General features: G+C 41.7%; 24 protein-coding genes. 1 reads left to right on the top strand and 23 read right to left on the bottom strand.

Features of this window, described 5'->3' with window-relative positions:
• Position 1 precedes the first annotated feature (1 nt).
• The 16 genes from WC676_07940 to WC676_07865 all read right to left on the bottom strand — a co-directional run bounded on the left by WC676_07940 (position 2) and on the right by WC676_07865 (position 16,686).
• Positions 2-1,036 (bottom strand): DUF354 domain-containing protein, encoded by a 1,035-nt coding sequence (locus WC676_07940; protein ID MFA5060540.1) that lies wholly within the window; start codon positions 1,034-1,036, stop codon positions 2-4.
• 36 nt (positions 1,037-1,072) lie between these two features.
• Complete coding sequence (locus WC676_07935) at positions 1,073-1,840, bottom strand: AglZ/HisF2 family acetamidino modification protein (GenBank protein MFA5060539.1); 768 nt, start codon at positions 1,838-1,840, stop codon at positions 1,073-1,075.
• 7 nt (positions 1,841-1,847) lie between these two features.
• The gene (locus WC676_07930; protein ID MFA5060538.1) at positions 1,848-2,978 is read right to left on the bottom strand and encodes an N-acetyl sugar amidotransferase; all 1,131 of its coding nucleotides are present in this window, start codon (positions 2,976-2,978) and stop codon (positions 1,848-1,850) included.
• Between the two features lie 32 nt (positions 2,979-3,010).
• A complete protein-coding gene (locus tag WC676_07925; protein MFA5060537.1) occupies positions 3,011-3,955 on the bottom strand; it encodes a glycosyltransferase family 2 protein in 945 nt (314 codons plus the stop codon).
• Positions 3,956-3,982: 27 nt separating this feature from the next.
• The gene (locus tag WC676_07920) at positions 3,983-5,101 is read right to left on the bottom strand and encodes a DegT/DnrJ/EryC1/StrS family aminotransferase (protein MFA5060536.1); all 1,119 of its coding nucleotides are present in this window, start codon (positions 5,099-5,101) and stop codon (positions 3,983-3,985) included.
• 7 nt (positions 5,102-5,108) lie between these two features.
• A complete protein-coding gene (locus WC676_07915) occupies positions 5,109-6,131 on the bottom strand; it encodes a Gfo/Idh/MocA family oxidoreductase (protein ID MFA5060535.1) in 1,023 nt (340 codons plus the stop codon).
• Positions 6,131-6,610, bottom strand: coding sequence for a cyclic pyranopterin monophosphate synthase MoaC (moaC, locus tag WC676_07910; GenBank protein MFA5060534.1), 480 nt, complete (start codon positions 6,608-6,610; stop codon positions 6,131-6,133). Before moaC ends, WC676_07915 begins: the two co-directional genes overlap by 1 nt.
• A 23-nt stretch (positions 6,611-6,633) precedes the next feature.
• The gene (glp, locus tag WC676_07905; GenBank protein ID MFA5060533.1) at positions 6,634-7,839 is read right to left on the bottom strand and encodes a gephyrin-like molybdotransferase Glp; all 1,206 of its coding nucleotides are present in this window, start codon (positions 7,837-7,839) and stop codon (positions 6,634-6,636) included.
• Between the two features lies 1 nt (position 7,840).
• Entirely contained in the window at positions 7,841-8,686 is an 846-nt protein-coding gene (locus WC676_07900) for a ChbG/HpnK family deacetylase (GenBank protein MFA5060532.1), read from the bottom strand.
• Position 8,687: 1 nt separating this feature from the next.
• Entirely contained in the window at positions 8,688-9,113 is a 426-nt protein-coding gene (locus tag WC676_07895; GenBank protein MFA5060531.1) for a peptide chain release factor-like protein, read from the bottom strand.
• Positions 9,110-10,009, bottom strand: a complete 900-nt coding sequence (locus tag WC676_07890; GenBank protein ID MFA5060530.1) for a 50S ribosomal protein L11 methyltransferase — start codon at positions 10,007-10,009, stop codon at positions 9,110-9,112. Before WC676_07890 ends, WC676_07895 begins: the two co-directional genes overlap by 4 nt.
• Positions 10,010-10,152: 143 nt before the next feature.
• Positions 10,153-10,353, bottom strand: a complete 201-nt coding sequence (locus WC676_07885; protein ID MFA5060529.1) for a cold-shock protein — start codon at positions 10,351-10,353, stop codon at positions 10,153-10,155.
• Positions 10,354-10,418: 65 nt separating this feature from the next.
• Positions 10,419-12,941, bottom strand: a complete 2,523-nt coding sequence (locus tag WC676_07880; protein MFA5060528.1) for a DUF3536 domain-containing protein — start codon at positions 12,939-12,941, stop codon at positions 10,419-10,421.
• A 58-nt stretch (positions 12,942-12,999) separates the two neighbouring features.
• On the bottom strand, positions 13,000-13,725 hold the full coding sequence (locus WC676_07875; protein MFA5060527.1) for a hypothetical protein: 726 nt from the start codon (positions 13,723-13,725) through the stop codon (positions 13,000-13,002).
• Between the two features lie 48 nt (positions 13,726-13,773).
• The gene (locus WC676_07870) at positions 13,774-15,438 is read right to left on the bottom strand and encodes a hypothetical protein (protein MFA5060526.1); all 1,665 of its coding nucleotides are present in this window, start codon (positions 15,436-15,438) and stop codon (positions 13,774-13,776) included.
• A 9-nt stretch (positions 15,439-15,447) separates the two neighbouring features.
• Positions 15,448-16,686: a hypothetical protein gene (locus tag WC676_07865; GenBank protein MFA5060525.1), complete on the bottom strand. Its 1,239-nt coding sequence runs from the start codon at positions 16,684-16,686 to the stop codon at positions 15,448-15,450.
• A gap of 565 nt (positions 16,687-17,251) precedes the next feature.
• On the opposite strand from WC676_07865, the gene WC676_07860 reads away from it, so the two are divergent.
• Complete coding sequence (locus WC676_07860) at positions 17,252-17,530, top strand: hypothetical protein (GenBank protein MFA5060524.1); 279 nt, start codon at positions 17,252-17,254, stop codon at positions 17,528-17,530.
• 5 nt (positions 17,531-17,535) lie between these two features.
• Here the strand turns inward: WC676_07860 and WC676_07855 are convergent, their stop codons facing one another.
• The 7 genes from WC676_07855 to WC676_07825 form a co-directional block, all read right to left on the bottom strand.
• Positions 17,536-18,432 (bottom strand): GGDEF domain-containing protein, encoded by an 897-nt coding sequence (locus WC676_07855; protein MFA5060523.1) that lies wholly within the window; start codon positions 18,430-18,432, stop codon positions 17,536-17,538.
• A gap of 12 nt (positions 18,433-18,444) precedes the next feature.
• A complete protein-coding gene (locus WC676_07850; protein MFA5060522.1) occupies positions 18,445-18,855 on the bottom strand; it encodes a hypothetical protein in 411 nt (136 codons plus the stop codon).
• Between the two features lie 9 nt (positions 18,856-18,864).
• Positions 18,865-19,044: a hypothetical protein gene (locus tag WC676_07845; protein ID MFA5060521.1), complete on the bottom strand. Its 180-nt coding sequence runs from the start codon at positions 19,042-19,044 to the stop codon at positions 18,865-18,867.
• 10 nt (positions 19,045-19,054) lie between these two features.
• The gene (locus WC676_07840) at positions 19,055-19,339 is read right to left on the bottom strand and encodes a hypothetical protein (protein ID MFA5060520.1); all 285 of its coding nucleotides are present in this window, start codon (positions 19,337-19,339) and stop codon (positions 19,055-19,057) included.
• 307 nt (positions 19,340-19,646) lie between these two features.
• Positions 19,647-19,970, bottom strand: coding sequence for a hypothetical protein (locus WC676_07835; protein ID MFA5060519.1), 324 nt, complete (start codon positions 19,968-19,970; stop codon positions 19,647-19,649).
• Entirely contained in the window at positions 19,967-21,127 is a 1,161-nt protein-coding gene (locus tag WC676_07830) for an AAA family ATPase (protein ID MFA5060518.1), read from the bottom strand. Before WC676_07830 ends, WC676_07835 begins: the two co-directional genes overlap by 4 nt.
• 70 nt (positions 21,128-21,197) lie before the next feature.
• A complete protein-coding gene (locus WC676_07825; protein ID MFA5060517.1) occupies positions 21,198-21,773 on the bottom strand; it encodes a hypothetical protein in 576 nt (191 codons plus the stop codon).
• Positions 21,774-22,058: the final 285 nt, after the last annotated feature.

The raw sequence follows: 22,058 nt of genomic DNA, 5'->3' as shown, positions 1-22,058 counted from the left end.
ATCATGGCCTCAAAGCTTGATTGATAAAATTTTCTATCCAAGCGGTCACATCAATTTTGTCCTGAAGCAATTTTTGTGTTTTTTTACGCCAAACCTCTTTAACGCTAGCGTAATCTTGCTTTAGAATTTCTATTCCCTTTTGGACCGAGCGCTCTTGATCTTCTGGTGATTCCTTGAAATTAAAAACCAATCCGTAAGTTTTTTCTTCTTCATCTGTGTATCCGCGGCCTTCATTATCCAAATAGATCGCCGGCGTTGCCAAAACAGCACTTTCGGAAGCCATCGTGGCACTCTCGCCAAAAAGAAGTGTCGCGTAATATAATGCGCTGTGAACTTTTTCTGCAGGAATTTGCAAGCGAAATGATTCCAGGTCTTTGGGAAGCGGCCCTTCGGATGTAATAAAAACTTTCGCGTACTTTGCGAATTCTTTCACGGCTTTTCGTTTCATGGCAAGCGAAAATCCCTTATGTCCAATATCATGAACCGCCTGCCAAGAAACAAAGCGGACGATAACATATTTCTCGTCGGATTTAACGCCAAGTAGATTTAAAACAGCTGGGTCGGGTTTAAATCGGGAAGGATGTAGATATGCTAACTCGTGATAACCGTCATACCGAATTTGTTTCGCGCCTAAGTTCTTTTGATAACAGGAAGGCGTGCACACGAAGCTGACAAACGGCAGATAAAGCCGTAATTCGGCAACTCCATTTTCCGTGTCATCAAAGTTGATACATTGCTTTTTAAGAAAACTCGCTACATGTGCCGCGCGCACCGAAGCGAGCCCCAAAAAAAGATCCGGCTTAAAATCCTTAACCGCCCGGTACATTCGCCAATCCATGGCCGGAATACTGATAAGCTTTCCTAAGAGCGTTTTTGAATGCTTTCCCAATTTGATATAAGGGAATTTTAACGCGTCCAAAAGATAGCAGGCAATTTCCTTATCTTTAACCGTGATCAAAACCCGATGCCCTTTTTCTTGAAGAGCCCAGATCAGGTTCTTAAAGAAATGGACATGCGCCGGATGATTGATATCAATGACAATCTTAATAGCTGACTCCTTAAAAAATAAACCCTATCTTCCTGATAAGGTTACTTCTAGCTCCTGCCTTGTTGGAAAATTGATCAAAACCGCCCGACGGCGGCCGTGAAAAACAAAAAAGCTTCCGGCGGCAACCGCTGAAGCTCCGCCATTTTCAACAGCATCACGAAAATCTTCAAGCTTACCCACCCCGCCGCAAGCGATAACGGGAATATTGACTGCCTGAGTAACGCTTTTGATCAAAGCAATGTCATAACCTGACATAGTGCCGTCTTTATCAATAGAGTTTAAAAAGATTTCGCCGGCCCCCTGTTTTTCCATTTGAACGGCAAAATCAACGGGGCTTATTTTTGTCGGTTTTCGCCCGTTATGAGTAAAAACCTCATAGGCGCCATCCGAATGACATTTCGCATCTATTGAGACAACAATTGCCTGGCTACCGAATTTTTCCGACGCCTGCGCAATAAAATCTGGATCTTCAACCGCAAAACTATTGATCACAACTTTTTCCGCTCCGGCATCGAGCATAGCATGAACATCGCTGATTTCTCGAACGCCCCCTCCGGCGGTTAACGGCATATTGCATTCTTCCGAAACCCGGGCGATCAATTCAAAGTCCGGTTTACGATTAAGAGAAGTTGCCAAAATATCCAACAAGATTAATTCGTGAGCTTCTTTAGTGTTAAAGATTCGAATAGCATTCATCGGATCGCCGATATATGTGGGATCCTTAAATTGGACTGTTTTTACCAACCGTGTTTCTTGCAACAAAAGACATGGAAAGACGCGAATTTTTAGCATGAAATGATCAGCCTAAATATTTCATATAAAGATGTTTTGGGAAAATATTGAGTTTTGTCGCCCAAAGGATCGGAAATTTGAGAATTTTCAAAAGCGGAAAATACGTCGGGTAGTCTTGAAAATTTTTTCGGGGAGCTTTCATGATGCTTTCAAAGTCCTCTTTGCTCAATCCCAATTTATTCATGGTGTATTTCACAAGCTCTTCATCATAAGGATAGACGTTTTGCGTAATATCCGTAAGTGCGGCTTCGCGGGTCATCTGCCCCGAACGAATAAGCGCTGAATATTCAAGTTTGCGTTTATCAATGTTAAATTTTCGCGGCAAATAAAATGACTGAAAAAAATGCGTATAATACGACTCATGGTGATGCCCGCCGTAATATTTCCAGCCTAATTCCTTTTCTAGCAACTCTTGGGCTTCTTTATGGCGGTATTCCATCAATGATAAAAGAGGAACAACCTGGATCTTTTTGATAAGGCGATAATAAAAGAAATTTGAAATGGTCAGATTTGGAAAGGTTTTTAATTTTTTTGTGCCGAATTTCTTTTGAACTTCGCGGATATACCGCCCGTCCATATACGTCCAGCCAATGGGTGAAAACCCTTCCGTTCGAAAAGAATGCGCGAAAAGAATGTATTTAATATTTTCCTGCGCTGCAACGCGGTGCAAAATCCCATGAATGGCAACATCAGTGGGAATTTCGGCATCAGACGTTGATGCTTTTAAAAAAGAGATCTGCAGATCCTTAAATTCGTCCCAATCCACCACAAAGGTATGTAAATCAACATTTAATTTTTCCGTTGCCCGCTTGATATTTGTAACGGCGATCTCCGAATTCCATCCATTGTCAAAGTGAACAGCTAGGGGACGTAGTCCTAACTTAACAACCATATACAGGCCAAACGTACTGTCCCGCCCGCCGCTTACTCCCACGATAATGTCGTACGGTTTCCCCTGCCCATCTTTTTTTATTTTTTCAACCCAGCGATCAAGCTTGCGTTTTCCATCGTCATTGAGCGGATATTCTTTTTCCAGGTCATCGTGGATTTTGCAATACTGACAAACACCGTTTTCATCAAAACGGATTTCGGGAATGGTTGTATCCAAGACGCATCGCGTGCAAACACCAGAATTCATTGTTCCTCAAATTTTTTCTTTAAAAAGTTTGCCTACTTGCTCGCTTCCATATCAAACCACATGCCGAACAGAACAAACTGCAGTCCCGTCAAAACAAGCAGCGCGCAAAGGATCGCTTTGGGCCCGGAAACACCGATCCCGGCCAAAGATAAATATATTAAATAAAGCCCAAATAATAACCCCAAAGGCAAAAACACTAACCCGCAAAAAAAGAAAAAAACAAGCGGATGAAAATCGCGGTAAACATATTTAAAAAGCATTCTCCAGATAAATCCCCGGATAAGCATCGGTGATGTCTTAAGCGCATAACGAAACCCCTTGATCTGCGACTGCCTTTCGCCTTTTAAATAAATGGGCGTCCGGGCAATATCTTTGACCCGAAACCCGTAAGCATTGAGCCTAATCAGAAAATCCATTGGATATCCGTATTTTTTCCAAGCATTATCCCAGTTGATCGTCTCAATGGCTCTTTTTGTAATCGCCGTATAACCATCCACCACATCCATCACTTTGTAGTAGCCGGAAGCAATTTTCGTCAATCCCGTAATAATGATATTTCCTAAAATCCTAATTCTCGGCATCTGTTCGCGTGTAATATCCCAGAGTAAGAATCTATTTCCCTTTGCATAATCCGCCTGTCCGTCAATTAAAGGATCTAAAAATTGCTCAACTTGTTCTAGGGGCATTTGAAAATCCCCACCAACCACAACTGTAATGTCAAATCCATCTTTCGACGACCGTAAATACCCCGTAATAATGGCTTGCCCCGGCCCTTCGTTTTTGGGATGGGAAATAAGCTCGACACGAGAGTCTTTCCTGGCTATTTCTTTAACAATGGCCGTCATGCCGTCCGTGCTTGCATCATCAATAACATAGATCTTATCAATTAACGGCGGAATATGTTCCAAGGTAGGCTTGATCAGCTTTTCTTCATTGTAGGCCGGGATCACAATGGAAATCTTTTTATTTCGGTACATATTTTATCCTCTTGGTAGGTTTATATTTTATGCTCCGAACGATTTCGCACAGGCTGTTTTTAATGCCCGCACAATGATCTGCATTTCGTTCTCGGTTAATTCCGGAAAAATAGGAAGAGACAAGATTTCGCTGGCAGCCTTTTCCACAATTGGAAAATCACCTTTTTTATAGCCCAAATAGCGATACGCCTTTTGCAAATGAAGCGCAATGGGGTAATGAATTCCCGTTGATATTCCCTGCTCGATTAAATAACCCTGAACTTTATCTCTGTTTTTTATGCGGACAACATACTGGTGATAAACAGGCTTGGCGCGAAGATCAATGTAAGGAGTTTTTATATCGGTTCCTGCAAATAATTCACTGTATCGTTGAGCAATTTTTCTGCGTTTTTCTGTCCAGCGCGGTAAATATTTTAATTTGATATTTAAAATAGCCGCCTGAATATTATCCATGCGGTAATTATAACCTTCTTTGAGATGCTCATATTTGGCAATGCGCCCATGATCAGAGAGCATTTTCATCTCTTTTGCCAGTTTTTTATCATTAGTAACAATGGCTCCGGCATCACCGTAAGCTCCCAGATTTTTACCCGGGAAAAAGCTAAAACAACCCGCCGCGCCAAAGCTTCCGGCTCTTTTTCCTTTAAACTCGCTTAGATGAGCCTGAGCCGCATCCTCAATGACTAATAAATGATGGCGCCTTGCGATGTTCATGATCGCATCCATATCACACATTTGTCCGTACAGATGGACCGGAATGACGGCTTTTGTCCGCCGTGTGATCATTTTTTTAAGTTTTTCTGGATCAATGTTCAGCGTTCGGTCATCCACATCAGCAAAAACAACTTTAGCGCCGGTTTGCGAAATAGCCTCCGTTGTCGCGATAAAAGTATTCGGCGCCGTAATAACCTCATCACCCTTTCCAATTTTTAACGCCATCAACGCTAAATAAATAGCCGTTGTGCCCGAGCTTACGGCAACCGCACAATCCGCGCCGCACATCTTTGCAAAAGATCGTTCAAAAGTATTTATTTCCGGACCTGATATAAAAGACGAACGCTCAACAATATCTAAAAGTGCTCGGTCAATCTCTTTTTTGATCGTTTGATATTGTCTTTTTAAATCAACTAAAGGGATTTTTATCATAAGAAATTTATTTCACATTGATTAATTGTCCGTTGCGCTTCATGGATTCTTGCGCCGCTTCTAAAACGCGTACAACACGCAAGCCATTTAATCCATCTGTAAGAGGAGTTTTATCATTCAAAATGCAATCAATAAAATGAGCACATTCTGTTTTCAAAGGTTCGATAAAATCAATTTTCGGGATGGTTTTATCTCCGGCAACTTTTGCCGTTTGAAATTTTGCAAAGTCATCATACTCTCCCAGAGAATCTTTGATATTCTTTTTCTTAATTCCCTTATCATAGATCTGGATCTTGGCATCACTGACATCATCGTAAACGATCATTTTCTCACTGCCCACCACCGTTAGTTTCCTGGTTTTGTTCGGGTCAAGCCAGCTGACATGGATATGAGCCATGATATCACCGGGAAAATATAAAACGACAAAAACAACATCTTCAATTCCCTTTTGGATAAAATCATCGCCCCTGGCCGAGACTGCTAAAGGCATTTTTTCTAAAAGATAGAGTAGAATCGAAATATCATGCGGCGCTAAGTTCCATAGAGCATTAATGTCGCTACGTACGATGCCAAAATTAAGCCGCTGAGCGTAAAGATAATACGGCTGGCCAATCGTCCCGTTTTGAATATATTTTTTTAAACTTCTTACTGCCGCATTGTATTCAAAGGTATGACCCACCATGATTTTGCATCGGTTTTTTTGGGCAAGTGCCATTAACTCTTTAGCCTCTTTGACCGTCATGGCCATTGGCTTTTCGATCAAAACATGCTTTTTATTTTGAATAGCTTCTTTGGCAAATTGAAAATGAGTGCGCGCCGGCGTCGCGATCACTACGGCATCGATCTTGCTTCCTAATAAATCCTTGTAATTCTTTGTTATAGAAACAGTCGGATAATTCTGTTGAATATACGCAAGACGGGCAGCATCTAATTCCGCTACTTTTTGGACACGACAATCAGAAATACTATTAAAACTGCGAAGAAGATTGGGTCCCCAATAACCACAACCGATCAAACCGATATTAACCATTATTGTTTCTTCTTTCTGTTATACGATCCGCTCTTTCCGCCGTTTTTATGCAATAATATAATATCTTTAATAACCATCGTTCTATCAGACCACTTCATCATATCGTAAATCGTTAAAACAGCTACCGTCGCTGCCGTTAACGCTTCCATTTCAACACCGGTTCGCCCCAAACAAATTACTGTTGCTTTTGCTAAAACGGAACAATCTAATCGGCTTAATTCAAATTCCACATTTACTTTCTGAATTTCTAAAGGATGGCACAGAGGAATAATGTCCGGTGTTTTCTTCGCCGCCATAATGCCGGCTATTTTTGCGGCTTCCAAAACATTACCCTTAGGAGAACGATTCTTCATAAGAGCCATAAAAGTAACTTTGCTCATTGCAATGGTTGCTGAAGCAATCGCTATCCTTTTTGTGATCGGCTTATGGCTTACATCAACCATTCCCAATTTTTGATGATTTATTTTCTTTTTCGTCATCGCTTTAATTCTTTTAACCGTGATCAAGGTAAGTAAAAAATCCTCAGCCTTGTCCCTTTCTTTAAGAATGAAACGTCTTCCGGAACTTCAAAGATCGCAGTTGCTTTTGCTAAAGACACAACGTTACCGGAGCCCTGATGGCTCGCCAATCGCACAAAAAGATCATTGTTCTTCCAAAAACTTTCTGCCCTAAAAATCTTCGAACGTCGTGCCTGCATTTTAACATCTTCCGCTAATATTGCCATGCTGCTTTTCAATAAAATATTATCTTGCCCGCCTATTTTAAGGAGCAACGGCCGAACAAATTTATAAAAAGTCATTGCGGTAGAAACCGGATTACCCGGAAGGCCAAAAACATACGTTTTGCCTTTTTGCCCAAATAAAAGAGGCTTCCCCGGCTGTACAGATACTCCGTGAAAATGTATCTTCACGCTTAGTTTTTTCAGAATCCGCGGAACAAAATCAAAATCTCCCACCGATACTCCACCGGAAATAATAAAACAATCGTACTTAAATCCCTGCAAAATCTTCTTGCGTAAAACACTTAAGCGATCCGCCGCCACGCCTAGCAATACAGGCTTGCCTCCCGCTTCTTTAATTTGCCCAAAAAGCCCAAACTCATTAGCGCTATAGATCTTTCCTGGGGTTAGCCGCCTGCCAATACTTAACAGTTCATTGCCTGTCACAAGAACAGCTACTTTTGGCTTCCGATAAATCGCAATCTTTTTGGTCCCCAATGCGGCTAAAAGCGAAACAACACCCGAAGTGACGAGGTTTCCCTTTTTCAAAACAGTTGCGCCCTTCTTTGTGTCTTCTCCCTTAAATCGAATATTTTCACCGCTCCGCACAACCCTTAAGAATTTAACTTGCCCATCCAATTCTTGAGCATATTCTTTCATAATAACCGCATCCGCTCCAGCGGGGATCATAGCCCCGGTCATAATTTTCATTGTCTCAAATTTTCTTAAACATTTTAACGGATGGCTCCCCGCTTGAATTCTGCCGACGATCTTAAACTCAGCACTTTTCTCTGCCAGAACTTTTTTCACATCAATGCTGCGAACGGCAAAACCATCCACGGAGGAACGGCTAAACGGAGGAAGATTGATCGTCGCTTTAATATCTTTAGCCAAAACACGGCCTAAAGATTCTTGAAAAGATACTCGCTCGCGAGAAACAAGCCTCAGTCTTTTCAAAATAATATTCAATGCCTTATCGACGGAAATCATATTAATTTAGATCTTGATAAGAAATAAGGTGGATGTTTTGTTCATTAAGAAATCCTTTGAACGACGTACTTGTGAGAATTTGAAATTCTTTTTGACGTTCCATTAGCTTTGAGAAATTAACCGCATCGCTTTGCGGCTTTCCCCCGGGATGACACATTAATTCACAAACATTTCCACGCAATTCGGTTACAGCCTTTTTAAAACCTTCCAGAGTCGGATAAGGCGTTAGAAGCGTTCCAGAAAAATCATCAATATAGCGAAAACGGTCTTTCCAAATCCCAAAAGCTTCCTGTGATAAAAAGTTCGCCGCCGGAACTAAGAATTCGGCATTATTATACACAGAATAAGCGTCTTCCTTAAGAGGATTTCGCGAATCCTTGCTGTGCTCAAATGGAAGCCTAACCCAACTACGCGCCGGAGCAGCCTTTAAGAATCCATCCCGAACACAAGGTAAAAGATGAACATGGTTATGCCCGTCCACATGCGAAAGCTTAAGCCCGGCCTTTTTAAAAGCATCAAGCTGTGCGTAAAATTCCCTGGCAACTTCATCCGAGTCGATCACTCCATCGACAGACCGTTGCCACAGTTCAAACTTATTAAAGAAACAGCCGTCAGGCTTAACAATAGTTTTTAATCCTTGGGCAATTGGTTTTCCGGCTGTAAGATTGAAATGCAAGCCGACGCCCACATTCGAATTTTTTCGGATTTGACTTAAAGCATCTTGCCAGCCAGCCTGCCCTACGATCAGCGAAATACTAGTAACGACTCCTTTTTGGACAGCTTCAAATATCCCCTGGTTTCTTCCAATATCGATACCGGCATCATCCGCATTAATGATCAATTGCATTTTATTCTTTAAATCGATGAAGGCTTAACGGTTGACGGTCTTTCTTCTTTTGCCCGTGAATATGTTTTCGCTTCAAGATCTCTTCTTTAGAATTTTTTGAGCGCTTGCGCTTTTGACGCCGTATTTTCTCTCGCTGATTCATTTCTTTTAAAATAAGATCAGCTTGCCGGCGTTCAATTTCATTTAAAAGCAAGCGGCGCGCTAAAAACCGGTTCAAGGCTTGCTGACGCTCTTGCTGGCACTTGACAACAATGCCTGTCGGTTGATGGCGCAAGACGACACAGGTAGCGACTTTGTTGACATTTTGACCGCCTGGCCCGGATGAACGAATAAAGGATTCTTCGAGATCACGCTCAAGGACTTTTAAGCGGGCCATTTTCTTTAATTGAGTTAAATATTTTTCTTCAGAAACGCCAAAAGGATTCATTTGTTTTTCCCTTTTCTTTGATAAAGAAGCGCGGCCCAGGCGCGGCCTTTTTTAATTTTTAAACAGCGTAATGGCAAGCCACAAAATGTCTTTTTAAGACGCGGCAGATTCTCAAGTGAGATGCCGGAAACCGCCAAAAATTTTCCGGGCTTAACTTTGGAAACGATCTTTCTTTTCATGACGATAAGGTCATCCGTCAGCAAATTTGCCGCGATAAGGTCGAATTGTTTTAAGGTTTTCATTTTTCCAAAATCAACCGCTTGGACTTTGTCGGGCAAACGCCGATTCAAACGGAAATTTCCTTTTGCAGTCTCAATGCAGTTTGCATCAATATCAATGGCTTGAACATTTTGAGCTCCGGATAAAAACGCCACTAAAGAAAGGATCCCGGTTCCGGTACCGATATCAAGAAAGCTTTCAAAACGGCCGCGGCAAGATTCAATTAAATGCGCCATGAACCTTGTTGTCTCATGCAACCCTGTCCCAAAGGACGTCGCGGTATTTATAAAAATTGGGCGGCGAGTGCTTGGTTTATAGATCTTTTTTTGCCAAGTTGGGACAATGTCAATGCGCGGCGTAAGCGCAAAAATATGAAAATCTTTCTTCCATCGGTCGCGCCACTGCACAACTTTAAGACATCGCAACCGGATTTTGATACTGTTCAGCTGAAAATTTGAAATTATTCTTCTAAGTTTTTTGGCTTCTTGATGTGATCCGGGGTAAACCCGTATTTGCCGAGATAAATTCGTGTTATATTCAATCACCTTAAAGGGGTCAACGCCGCAACGGTTAATAAGGAGATTTTTCAAGATCTTTTGAGCGGAAAGATCGTAATGACTGCAATCGATGCTGATTTCCCATGTGGTTTTCCTGGAAGGGATATTTTTTGTAACCATAATAATGGCTATAGCTTATCGCTAAATATGATTTTCGTCAAACAAAAAACCCGCCAGGAAGCGGGAGGAAAACTAAAATGAAAGGGGCTGTTTCGTTCGCTAGTAATCCGATAGCGAACAAAACAGCCCCTCAATTTTTCGTATTATAATTTTACAACATTAGTAGCCTGTTCGCCTTTGTCTCCTTTGGTAATTTCAAATTCGACATCCTGGCCTTCCGCAAGCGTTTTATACCCATCGCCTTGTATGGCGGTGTAATGAACAAAAACGTCGCTGCCGCTTTCCGGGGTAATAAAACCATAACCTTTTTGGTTGTTAAACCACTTGACCTTACCCTTTGCCATCTGTAGCTCCTCCTTTTTGTTAACTTTGACCTTGAACTACTACTAAACAATCCTATTTTGCGCTGTTAATTGCCAGGTTGGCTTGGAAAAAACGCAGCCTTAAATAAAGGACTTTCCCTGTTTAATTTAATGGCTTCCACGTTGATCCCTAGCCTTCGGCCGAGATCAATAAAATCAAAAATACTCTGGCCACCGGCAGTCGCCGCATAGGTTTTATCATGCTCTAGCCTTTCCGCGATCGCTAAATAATGTTCTTGAGACATACGGAAATCAACCTCAATGCCTAAGCGCTGAGCCACTTTAACCATACTTAAACAATCTTTGATCTTCCCATCATTCCACTTAATGCGCAAACCAGCGATCGTTTCGTTAAGCTGCTTTGTTAAAAACTGTTCTGCGTGGCTACGATTAAGTTTTAACCCCAATTCTTTAGCTAAAACGCGTATCGCATGCGCTCGATCAAAGACCTCAGAATCAGATAGGATCGATTTATTAATCAGGTCATTAAAATCCCCGGAAAGCTTTTGCTCGACGACAAAACGGCATTCATCCGGTAATGGGATTTTGGTCATCCGATAGACATCGATCATGCGGCGGTGCTTTTGCAAAAGTTCATCCGCCAAATGTTTAAACCGCTCAATGGCATCCCGAGACAGCAAGGCCAGAATTTCCTTGCGCTCCTCTTTAAAGAGATCCTTCAGAGAAAAATATTCCGTGCCAAAACGCTCATAAATGATCTTTCCCATGGAATTACGATGCCCTAAAAGAAATTCTCCAAAAAGTTCATGGCCGAATTTTAAATAATCGGAAATTTCCGAAAAAGGCCGCACGTAACAATAAAAATCATAAATTTCAGATTGCAAAAGAACATAAACAACATCGATTTCTTCAAACGTTACAATGGAACGAACTTTAACCCGCCCCAAGCACAGTGTCAAATCCCCCAAGTTCTCCTTGCGATAATCCAAATTCTCAAACTCATAACCATAGATCGTAAATTGATCATTGTAATTCTTGAATAAGGAACTGATCGCAAAATGGCTGACCACCCGCTCTAGGGTAGCAATGGAAGGCTTAACCAAATGCTCATAAACGCCTTCTCCGTCGCCAAAATATTCCATGTTGCTTTTGATTTTTCTTAAACGGCTGCTGAATTCTGTCGTTAAGTCTGCCTTGATAACACTTTCGGCGAGCTGAACAGCGCGCGCGGCATATTTGATCACCTGTACCGTTTCTTCCCCAGAAACTTCCGTAAAGAACCATCCGCAGCTTGTATACATCAGCATTGCGCTGCGCTGCATTTCCAAAAGCTTGTAGCAAATCACCACATCATCTTTGGATAAAATATATTTCGCGTGCTTACGAAAGAAATCTTCCCTGGATTTATGGCTGCGGTCCAAAACCACGTTAATATAATCATTGCGCGCTTCCCAGGCATCGTGAAAATACTTATTTCCCTCTTTCGTGAAAATAAGAGCGAGCTCGTCTCGAAGCCAATCGAACGTTTCGCGTAAGGGCCTGCGCCAATCCTGCCGCCAATGCCCCGGGCCGTCTCCCCGGCAACCGCAATGATCACTCCAGCGCTTCACGCCATGCGCACAGCTCCAGGAAGTTCCTAGGCCATTTTCGCCGGATTTAATTTTAACCTCATATTCCGGTGGAAACTTTTCCAAGAACTCACCGTAATTGGTGATCACAAATCCGTGTTTTGCGGCTTCCGTCTTCAACAAATACGCCAAGGCACGATCTCCGAAGATCTTATGATGCCCGTATGTTTCTCCGTCGGTGGCAACGTGGATGAGCTCGGTATGGCGCCGGTCCGGACGCCGGGCATTTTCCAAGCGATGCGCAAAGATCCTGGCATCATTCACGAGATCATCAAAGGCAACTGATTTTGAAACAGGGCCATCATAAAAAAAGATGTCAATATAACGACCGGAACTATCATTTAAAAAACATCGATAAGGATGCGTTGGGTCTACGTTACCACCGGAAACATCGCTCCAATGGGCATCCGAAAAACGCTTAATTTTCTCGGCTTGATGCGGCGCCAAAATAAGAAATTTCATTCCCTCTTCGATCAAGACCTGCAAAGATTCTTCGTTGCAAGCTGTTTCCGCAAGCCACATTGATTCGGGGGTCCGACCAAAACGTTTCTTAAAATCAGCAATACCCCATTTCACTTGCGTTATTTTATCCCGCCGATTCGCCAGCGGCATAATAATATGATTGTAAACCTGCGCTAAGGCATTGCCATGGCCGCCGCGTTCTTTGATGCTTTTACGGTCTGCTTCGATAATGCGCTCGTAAGTCCGCGGATCATACTTTTCCATCCAGCTTAAAAGCGTTGGGCCAAAGTTAAAGCTCAAAGACTCATAATTATTAACGATATTTTCGATTTGCTGTTCACCGTCTAAAACACGCGCGAACGCATTAGGATGGTAGCATTCAGAAGAAATACGCTCATTCCAGTCGTGATAAATTCCGCCGACATTTTCTTGAGCTTCAATTTCCTCGATCCAAGGATTTTCTCTGGGAGGTTGATAGAAATGTCCGTGAATACAAAGATGTGTCTTTTTGGATGTCATAACTTGCCTTTAATAAGCTGTTCCTGCTTTTAGAGCCTTACACACGCGTAAAGATATTTTACCTCTTAATTGCTTCAACGTAAACGGTCTCAAGTTCTCTTTTGTCCGGTTCAATAATGCTTAAATTCGGCGTTGTCCCCGTTAAACGGTCTCGTCGGACAACATCCTGGAATCCGGCCGTCTCTAGAATGTGCTTGAGCGACGCAAAATCATAAAACCACTTATGACTACCGCCGCTGTCATAGGCTTTGGCGATAAAAACCTCTCCGGGTGTTGCCGCCGCTTTGAAACAACACCATTCTCGAATAAGCTCATGATCAAAGAATTTCTGATTGTTGGCAACATAATTACGCGCGTAAATTTCCAGGTCGGGGCAACTCAAGCGGATAACTCCGCCTTTTTTAAGGACACGAAAACATTCTTTTGTAAAATTCATTCCCTGGTTTAAGTCGAAGTGCTCAATAAAATGACTTGCGGCAATATGCACAACCGAATCCTCTTCTACCGGCCAACTTTTAAGCAAATTATAGTTCAAAAAGAAAGCGCCATTATCCATTCTAATAAGGCGCCCGTATTCCCTGTCTTTTTCGAGGCTTATATTAAGCCACCCGGGAACAAGAATATGCCCGCATCCAATATGCAGTTTATCAATCGAAAAGGACTTTATCCGCGCTTTGAGGTGATTGGTCGTAAATGACGCATAGCGCAACAAAAAGAAAGAATAAACTTTCCAAAATAATGCCCTGATCTTAAATAATCGTTTTTTGATTTTCTGGCTTCCCATTATCAATCCTCGAATATGATTATCGCATATGAGTGAACATCATAGGTTTTATTTATGTTTATAAATATAGGTGCCGGATTCAGGCATCTCCTTAACTAAAACATAATCATTTTCTATAATACGCACAACGTCATTATATTTCTTAACGTTTTCTTCTTGCCCTAAATAAACAGCCTGCCAATTTGGATCGTATTTTTTTCCAAAGATAACCCAGCGTGGCTTGATAGTTTCAAGGTCAGAGATCAGTTCCCGATGCCAACGCTCATTAAACCAAGAAAACGTTGCGATAGGAAACCTGCCTAAAAACGGGCGGTCAAAAAGAAAATTATACGTCCCCAATTCCGGATACGTAAAAACGATATCTTCTCGGCTCGATTTCTCGTCGATAAAATTAACGATCGACTCCATCTCATGTGCCTGCTCGACCGGAACAACCATTCCCCTGGCCCTTTCAATCTGGATGGGCCGCAGTGCAACATCTTTCAAAGGAACCAACGATTTTGTGTCTTTTCCCGAAATAAGATTTCTAACATACTGAAACGCAAAAAAACGATGATTATATCTCGCGATCGAATAACCGAGGGATGAAAAAACAATCAGAGTTAGAAATGCTACGCTTACCTGAATTCTAGAAATTCTAATTTCCTTGTCCTTCAAGTAAAAATATGCCCGCTCTAAAAGAAAGAAAAACAATATCTTTTCCGGCTGCAGCGCCATTTCAAACTGTTGCGCCCAAATACCGCGAAAGGCCGTATTGTACATAACAAAACCATAAATCCCGATACAAACGAGCATCGCTGATTCTCGCGAAAGCTTTTTATTTCGCATTTCAACGATCAAATACCCGGCAAGCAAAAGATAAAGATAGGCCGGCGTCATATGCCGGAAATTCTTTGCTGACGGATTGGTCATGGCCGCTAATGCTTCAAAAAGATTACTGGGAATATTAGAGATTGCATGCTGGTTAATGATGGTTTCTTTCCTGATCACAACCGCATAAATCGTATCCACAAAAGGAATGAAAGAATTAGTAAAGACAAGATATAGAACATACGGCACAATGATGACCGCTGCGCCGGCAATATAAAATAAACCGGCGCGCCAAATAATATTTTTGTCTTGAAGGCGAAAGGCATAAGAAACCGAGATCGCCGCAAGAACTCCCGCAACAGAATATACGCCGATCTCAACACTCGTCAACAATCCGCAAATAGACGCGATGCCTGCAAAAAACATCCAAATCGGTTTTTCTCGCTTGAAAAATTTCACAACACAAAAAACCGCTAATAAACCAAGCGCATAACGCATTCCTCCCCAATAGGTAAAAACCACCCTGGGAAACGTCCGCGCGACTAAAACCGCGGCAAATAAATAAAGAACACATCTTGTCTTAAAGATTTCTTTGGCGATCAAAACGGCAATAATAAGAGTTAAGACCGTTCCCACATAAAAGTAAACTGACAAGACAGGTATATTCACGCCAAGAACGGACATCATTGCCGCCGGAACATACAATTCCAAAGGACCCCGCAATTGAAAGAAATCCCTATAAGGGACCAGCCCGTGCAAAACGGCATTAATTCCCGGCAAATATAGTCCAATTTCAAAAATATTAATTTTTCCGTGCAAATAATACGGATAATACGTAATGACCACAATAAATAAAGAAAGCAAAAGAACGTCAAGAAATCCTAGTCTTTTTTCGGTGTTCACATTACTCCTTTATTCAGCCAACCGATACGAATGCTTTAGGCGATAAATCGAAACGGACGGCAACGATTTTACGACATCATAACGACCCAAAACCAGCTGGGTCAGTTCTTCATATCGCTCAATATTACGCGGATTACGAAAATACCATTCCGAGGGGAAACTTACATCATCAACATTGGTCATCACAGCATATTCCGGATTGACTTCCTTAAAATCGTTAATAAGTTCTTGCCACCAATCTTCTTTTAGCCAAGATGCCGTTACAACCGCAAAGCGCCCAACAAAAGGGCGATCAAAAAGAAAATTATATGTACCAAGCTCCGGAGGCGTAAAAACAACATCTGTTGATTTGGTATTTCTGGATATAAAATCAACTACGGTTGTTATTTCATCCGCTTGCTCCTTGGGGACAACCATCCCCTTGGCTCGATCAATCGCCAGCATCTTTGATCTTCCAGCTAGCGGAGAAAGGTCAGAGATGGGCTTACCCGCAAGCAGCCTGCCGAATACCTTGGACATGACAAATCGCTTATTGTAACGTTCGATTGAATAAATCACCGATGACAGAATAAGACACGCAATAAAACAATACATTGCTACGATTTTCCAAGATCTGGATTTCTGCCCTTGTTGCGCACTGGCCGCTTTAATCAAAGAAATTCTCTCCTTAAAGAATAGAAATACTTCCTCTAGCATGAAAAACAACAAAAGTTTTTCTGGCTGCAACGCCATTTCAAAATGGTGTCCTTCAATTTTACGAAACGCAGAAATATACAAGATACTTCCATAAACCATCAAGCTAAAAAGAGCAATGATTCGTTCCTGGCTTATTTTTTTGAAACGCAACACATAGACAAAAAACACAAGAAAAACAAGATAGCAATAAATCGGCGTCATAAACTTGAAGAATCGACTGCCAGGCCACAACGCTGACAAGAATTCCACAAAGCTTTCAGGATGATTACCAGGAGCATCAGGAAAAGCAATGTAGAGATTCCTGATGACAGCATGGGTTGAGTCAAAGAAAGGAACAAGCGAGTTTGTCCATATCAAATAAATTGCAGATGGAAACAGCAGGCACAAAACGCCAAATCCATAAATTGCCATCCCTTTCAGAAGAAAACGCCGATCTTCTATTTTAAAAACTAGAGCAAAAACAAAAGCGAAGCTGACGGATACAGTGGCACAAAAACCAGCTTCAATGGTTGTCAGGAGAGCCGCAGCGGAAATAACGCCGCTGAAAAACACCCATCGAAATCTTCTTCGCTTTAGGAAAATAATAAAGAGTAAGAGCGGCAAAAGGCTCATGGCATACCGCATTCCGCCCCAATAGTTGAATGATACTCGAGGGAATGTCCTGGCAATAAGGACAGGAATTGCCAGATACAAAATAAGTCTTGTTCGGAAGATCTGCGCTGCCATAAAAACCCAAAGCAAAAGTGTTGCAATTGTCCCAAGATAATAAAATGTAGGTAAAATTGCTGCGTTTTTTCCAAACAACAGCATTCCTAGCGCCGGCACATACAGCTCTAAAGGACCTCTCAAAAAGAAAACATCCCGATAAGGAACCAAACCATGAAAAACAGCGTTGATAACCGGAAGATGTATCCCTGATTCCATCATGATAATATCATCGTGAAGATAAAAAGGCTGGAATGTAATGAGAATAGTAAAGAATCCTAGGAGAAGGACATCAATTAGCCGTGGTTTTTGTTGAAGAATCATGCAGAGTAGAAATAATTTCTTTTTTAAAACCTTTGAAGTAAAAAATAATTTCCTTTATTATTTCAAGTTCTCTTCCTATAATAACCCTATGAAAAAGTTCTACTTGCCCTTTATGTTCATTTTGATCCTTGGCTGGGGCATTGGCATGTTTTCTTCGTATTTAGGAAGTATTCACAAGGCCTTTCAATCAACCTCCGCCACGACCAGTAACGACCCGGCGCTTGAATTTGAGCAACTGCAAAAAGCAGAAGATGCGATCATCCAAAATAGCGAAATTGCCCAAAGAAAATTTACCGAAGACTCCCAGCACCAAATTCAACGCTATCACAATACCTTCAACGATCAGCCGCGTACCACAAAATTCTAATTTTATTATTTCATTGTTCTTACTGATGAGACGATATTTGATTTCGGGATTCTAATCGTCTGTATCAACGCTGTAAAATTTTTCCGCATCGGATTAAGGTTGAGTTCCGGTTTCGTTAAGCTAATAACGAGAGACCCCCCGCTTTCTTCAATGATCCAGCCTTCTATCTTTTTCCCATCGGTTAATTCCAGTAAACAATAATTGCGGTTCTTTGTTTTTACATAAGTAAAATAGGCCGTATAGTTTTTAATATCCTGGCAATAGGCCGCAACTCCCTTAAGAGAATCCGTTCCGGCATACGAGAAAAAGACAACAGCCCCAAAAAAGACAAGAACAAGAAATCCGATAAATTTGAAAATAGTGTCCTTAGTAGAGCGCGAGCGAAGGCTTTTTGACATGATGACCTTATTGCGGCCATGCCGCTTGGCATAATAGAGCGCCTCATCCGCCATAGAAAGCAAGTCTTTGGCTGTTTTCGCGTCAGTCGGATAAGTCGCAATGCCAATGGAAGAGTTCATCCTGATGTGATCACGGATTGTATAAAACTGCTCTTTGCTGAGCATCGACTTAATACGCGCGGCAATTTCCAAGCTCTCTTTGCACTCTGCATTGTCCGGCATCACAATAACAAACTCATCGCCGCCATAACGCGCCACAAAATGCTGGCCTCTTAAGGCTTTATTAATGATCGCGGAAAAATGTCGCAAGGCATCATCTCCGACGGGATGGCCATAGGTATCATTGATGTGTTTAAATTTATCTATGTCGAGAATAATAACAGACAGGCGTCCGGCTTTTTCATAAACAGAGACGATCTTAGAGTTAAGATATTCGAAAAGCCCGTCTTTGGTGTGAAATCCGGTTAAGGGGTCTTTGCGATTTATGATTTCAGAGTTAGACATATTTAAAAAGAATTATGTGTGTTCCCGTGACTGCAAAATACGCGCCGTCATTTCTTGTTCGTAAAGCGCGGCGATGACTTTCAGTTCTTTTTTCCCTAAGAAAAATGCGATCGCTTTTTCAATAGCCGCAAAACGATTTTTTAGAAATAAATATTCGCATCGAACAGCCTTACTCCCATTGCCAGAAAACTTATCAGCCTGCGCTTCCCCATGTTTTTTGGCAATATACAAACGAAAATCATTAAGAAGCTTCTTGTATTGCGACTGCGCTGATTTATCCGTCAGCTGACGCAAAATAAAATCATCTACTTTGAGCTGAGTAAACTTCCTATCAACCCGGTCAAGCTCTTCTTTAGTCGTTTTATAACACCATACTAAATAGCGTTTGACCAGCTTCTTATCATTTTTATCTAAAAGAGCCATAGAAATGTATTATTCTTCAAAATGGATATTGCGCGCCATTGAATTAACTTGATCGGGGATCGTATTGAGAATTCTTTCCACTTTCCCCCTAAATATCCCGCTAGGATTTAGAAAAACAATAAAAACAGCGACAACTGCCGCCAATAGCAGAATATATTCAAACGTATTTTGTCCAGCTTTGTCTTTCATACGGCACCTCTTAAGAGATCTTATAGGCCTTGCTTCCGGGACGTGTTTTCTTATTAACCTTTAGGCCGACCAACTGGCCTTTGTTTGCTATTTTAACATCTTTATTCTCAATTTGAAGCGAAATTACTTTTTGAATAAAATGGCCGGAACCGCCCTCAATGCGCAACTTATCTCCGACGATAATTGAGCCGTTATCGATCCTCACAACACAAACTTTTATTTTGGAGAAGAAATGCGTTATTTCGCCTACATAAAAGCCCTCAGTTTGCGCTAAGCTCTTTTCTTTGGGCTTCAATGAACGACCTTTTAAAAGCTTCTTCGAAGGCTTCTTTTTAGTAAAACGAACCTTGGCCTTAAAAGTTTTTACCTTTTTGGGCCCGACAGGTCTTCGTATGCGTTTTTTAGACTTGGATGATTTTAAAACCCGTTTTAAAGAACTCTTTGGGGGGCGAGCCGATCGTTTTTTTGTTTTTTTGGCGGGAGAGCGGCGCTTTAAACGTCGTCGTGAGGGTAAAAGACGGAATTTTTTCTTGAGTGACTCCAGGATCCGACGAAATAGCGCCATAAGATATTCTGAAAGACATTACGCCAAGAATTTCTGGCTATAATGTGATTTTATCCGCAATATCCGATACGAGCGGCAATCTTACATAATGCCCTCGCAAAGCCTCAATAATGCCCCAGAATGCCAAGGAGAAGAGCAAAAACATCGCGGGACGGAGAACCCAGGGAAAAACAATACTCAAGATAAGAACCGCAACTTGTCCGACGAATATGATCAAGCCTTGTTTTCCGTGTGATAACGCAAATGCATTTTCTCTTTTAAATATGATCGGGCTAATGCACAAAATCGAGATATAGGATAAAACGGCGTATATTTTTCCATCTAAGATCTCTTTTTCGTTGATCGGAGCATTTTCTGTCATTGTCCAACCTCAACTAAAGAGTCGATCTCACCAAAAGGATTTTTTTCGTTTTGCGGATTTTCGGGATCTTCCTGCCATTTCCCATCGACGATAAAACGATAGCGATAACGGCCCGGTTTCAATGAGGCCTTTAAGATCCACTTGTCGTTTTCTTTTTGCATGCGAAACGATTCATCAATACCCCACTCATTAAAACTGCCTACAACATAAACTGAGCGGGCAAACGGCGCATCCAGCGAGAAGACCGCTTCGGGTGCTGAAATATTTTCTATAGCAGCTTCTGTTGCGCTTTCTGCCGCGCTTTCTTCCATAAACTGCTGTATCCGTGACGAGTTTTGCATGGGCGCATCTGTTTCAATAGCTACCCGTCGAGCAATGGAGGAGGCGATCACTTCCTCCTCATTGTTGGCGCGCAAAAGCTCTCTGGCCAAGCTTGAATAATCTTTAGCCCCGCGGCAATATTTGTCATAACTTGCCACGGTTTGGCCCATAACAATGGATTCCTTCAGCTTAACGTTCACGTGAATGATCGTATCAAAGATCATCGCGTTAAACCGTTCTTTGATCTTAGCGAGCATGAGAAACGAATGCCGTAAACGCGAATCGAACATGGTCACTAAAACTTTAGCAACAACCGTGTGATTTAGCCTATCTTTGATAAGATGGACGATGTCCATGAGCCGCTCAACGCCTTGCATTGAAAACCGGCTTGTTTCAACCGGAATAATGATCTCTTGGCTGGCACGAATAGCATTGACCGTTAAAAACCCAAGGCTGGGAGGGCAATCAATAAGAACATAGTCATACTGCCCTTCTAAGCGTGAAAGGGCTTCCACCAACTTTAATTCACGGCCGATCTCATCCGCCAATTCTTGTTCCAGGGTCCCGACTAAAACATTGGACGGCAGAATATCAAAGCTGTCAGGCAAACTGATAATAATGTCTTGAATGCCCAATTTATGCGGCGTTAAGCGCGAGATGACATTGTAAATGCTATTTTGCGACTCAACATTTAATCCCAATGACGCGTGCGACTGAGGATCTAGATCTAAAAGGAGAACCTTCTTTCCTTGAGCAGCTAAAGCCGCCGCCAGATTAATGGACGTTGTCGTCTTCCCGCAACCACCTTTTTGGTTCGCTATGGATATGACGCGCATATTCTTGATCCTCCTTTTAGTAAGTCTTTCGCTTTTAATTTATCTTATAAACGGTCTTAGGGTCAGACCGTTAATTCGTAAAACAAATCTCATCGATCAGTACGGCCCCTCGTTTACGCTCAACATTCCAAGATTCTAAAACAAAGGAGATATCGCGTAAATTTGTCCAGTCCGTAATAGCGCTAAATTCTTCCAAGGGAATACTAAGCTTCTGCCATTTGAGGCCGACATTCTGGACAAAATAAAAAGAATTTTCATTTTTGCGGTTGCGCAAAACGACTTTAACGATCCCCGGAAAACCATCATCGGTACCGCGAATAGAAAAGTTTATTTTTTTATACTTGGTGGCGTCAATCTTTGGAATAGGAAGCGCAAAGTCTTCTCGCTGCGGATACGGCTGATTAAAATTATACTTAACGCGGATGGGGCTATTGTTAAGCGCGAAGATGATGCTCGTCGGTGTGTAAGTATTTTTTTTGGAAAAGAATGCGGTAAGACCGTAAAAGGATGAGCCCAAAAGAATAACTAAAACAATTCCCTGAATTAATACCTTCGGCTTTAACGAGCGCTTTCTTTTCTTGTCAATTTTCTTTTGCTTGCCGAGATACACTTGAGCTAAATGCTCATAAATCTCATCTTTGGTCATCTGCGTCGGAAATCCTTATTTCTTTAAAAATACGAATAGTTTTACTTAAGCCTTAATCTGTTCAAATACCACAAGATGTAGTATTTTTCTCTTAATTTTTATCATAGCAGAAAAATACTAAATGCAAATATTATTTGTGATTATTTTACGAGCTTTACCAGGATTTTTATTGGGAAAAAGCGAGTAAGCCCCATGTTTTATTTTGTTCCGAGAAATTGTTGAAAATAATTTCGAGGAATAAAATGATGGGGCAATTTTTACCTCGCTTTTATTAGAGGAAAATGA

It is taken from the genome of Candidatus Omnitrophota bacterium (genome assembly GCA_041649175.1).
Lineage (GTDB): Bacteria > Omnitrophota > Gorgyraeia > Zapsychrales > JBAZNR01 > JBAZNR01.
This window is presented reverse-complemented; position numbering and strand designations above follow the sequence as displayed.

Bases quoted from the DNA above. Each gene is read 5' to 3' on its own strand.
- WC676_07855 (MFA5060523.1), bottom strand. From the start codon at position 18,432: ATGTCTAACTCTGAAATCATAAATCGCAAAGACCCCTTAACCGGATTT.
- WC676_07930 (MFA5060538.1), bottom strand. From the start codon at position 2,978: ATGAATTCTGGTGTTTGCACGCGATGCGTCTTGGATACAACCATTCCC.
- WC676_07890 (MFA5060530.1), bottom strand. From the start codon at position 10,009: ATGGTTACAAAAAATATCCCTTCCAGGAAAACCACATGGGAAATCAGC.
- WC676_07835 (MFA5060519.1), bottom strand. From the start codon at position 19,970: ATGACAGAAAATGCTCCGATCAACGAAAAAGAGATCTTAGATGGAAAA.
- moaC (MFA5060534.1), bottom strand. From the start codon at position 6,610: ATGACGAAAAAGAAAATAAATCATCAAAAATTGGGAATGGTTGATGTA.
- WC676_07825 (MFA5060517.1), bottom strand. From the start codon at position 21,773: ATGACCAAAGATGAGATTTATGAGCATTTAGCTCAAGTGTATCTCGGC.
- glp (MFA5060533.1), bottom strand. From the start codon at position 7,839: ATGATTTCCGTCGATAAGGCATTGAATATTATTTTGAAAAGACTGAGG.
- WC676_07895 (MFA5060531.1), bottom strand. From the start codon at position 9,113: ATGAATCCTTTTGGCGTTTCTGAAGAAAAATATTTAACTCAATTAAAG.
- WC676_07850 (MFA5060522.1), bottom strand. From the start codon at position 18,855: ATGGCTCTTTTAGATAAAAATGATAAGAAGCTGGTCAAACGCTATTTA.
- WC676_07915 (MFA5060535.1), bottom strand. From the start codon at position 6,131: ATGGTTAATATCGGTTTGATCGGTTGTGGTTATTGGGGACCCAATCTT.
- WC676_07880 (MFA5060528.1), bottom strand. From the start codon at position 12,941: ATGACATCCAAAAAGACACATCTTTGTATTCACGGACATTTCTATCAA.
- WC676_07830 (MFA5060518.1), bottom strand. From the start codon at position 21,127: ATGCGCGTCATATCCATAGCGAACCAAAAAGGTGGTTGCGGGAAGACG.
- WC676_07935 (MFA5060539.1), bottom strand. From the start codon at position 1,840: ATGCTAAAAATTCGCGTCTTTCCATGTCTTTTGTTGCAAGAAACACGG.
- WC676_07920 (MFA5060536.1), bottom strand. From the start codon at position 5,101: ATGATAAAAATCCCTTTAGTTGATTTAAAAAGACAATATCAAACGATC.
- WC676_07875 (MFA5060527.1), bottom strand. From the start codon at position 13,725: ATGGGAAGCCAGAAAATCAAAAAACGATTATTTAAGATCAGGGCATTA.
- WC676_07860 (MFA5060524.1), top strand. From the start codon at position 17,252: ATGAAAAAGTTCTACTTGCCCTTTATGTTCATTTTGATCCTTGGCTGG.
- WC676_07900 (MFA5060532.1), bottom strand. From the start codon at position 8,686: ATGCAATTGATCATTAATGCGGATGATGCCGGTATCGATATTGGAAGA.
- WC676_07845 (MFA5060521.1), bottom strand. From the start codon at position 19,044: ATGAAAGACAAAGCTGGACAAAATACGTTTGAATATATTCTGCTATTG.
- WC676_07925 (MFA5060537.1), bottom strand. From the start codon at position 3,955: ATGTACCGAAATAAAAAGATTTCCATTGTGATCCCGGCCTACAATGAA.
- WC676_07885 (MFA5060529.1), bottom strand. From the start codon at position 10,353: ATGGCAAAGGGTAAGGTCAAGTGGTTTAACAACCAAAAAGGTTATGGT.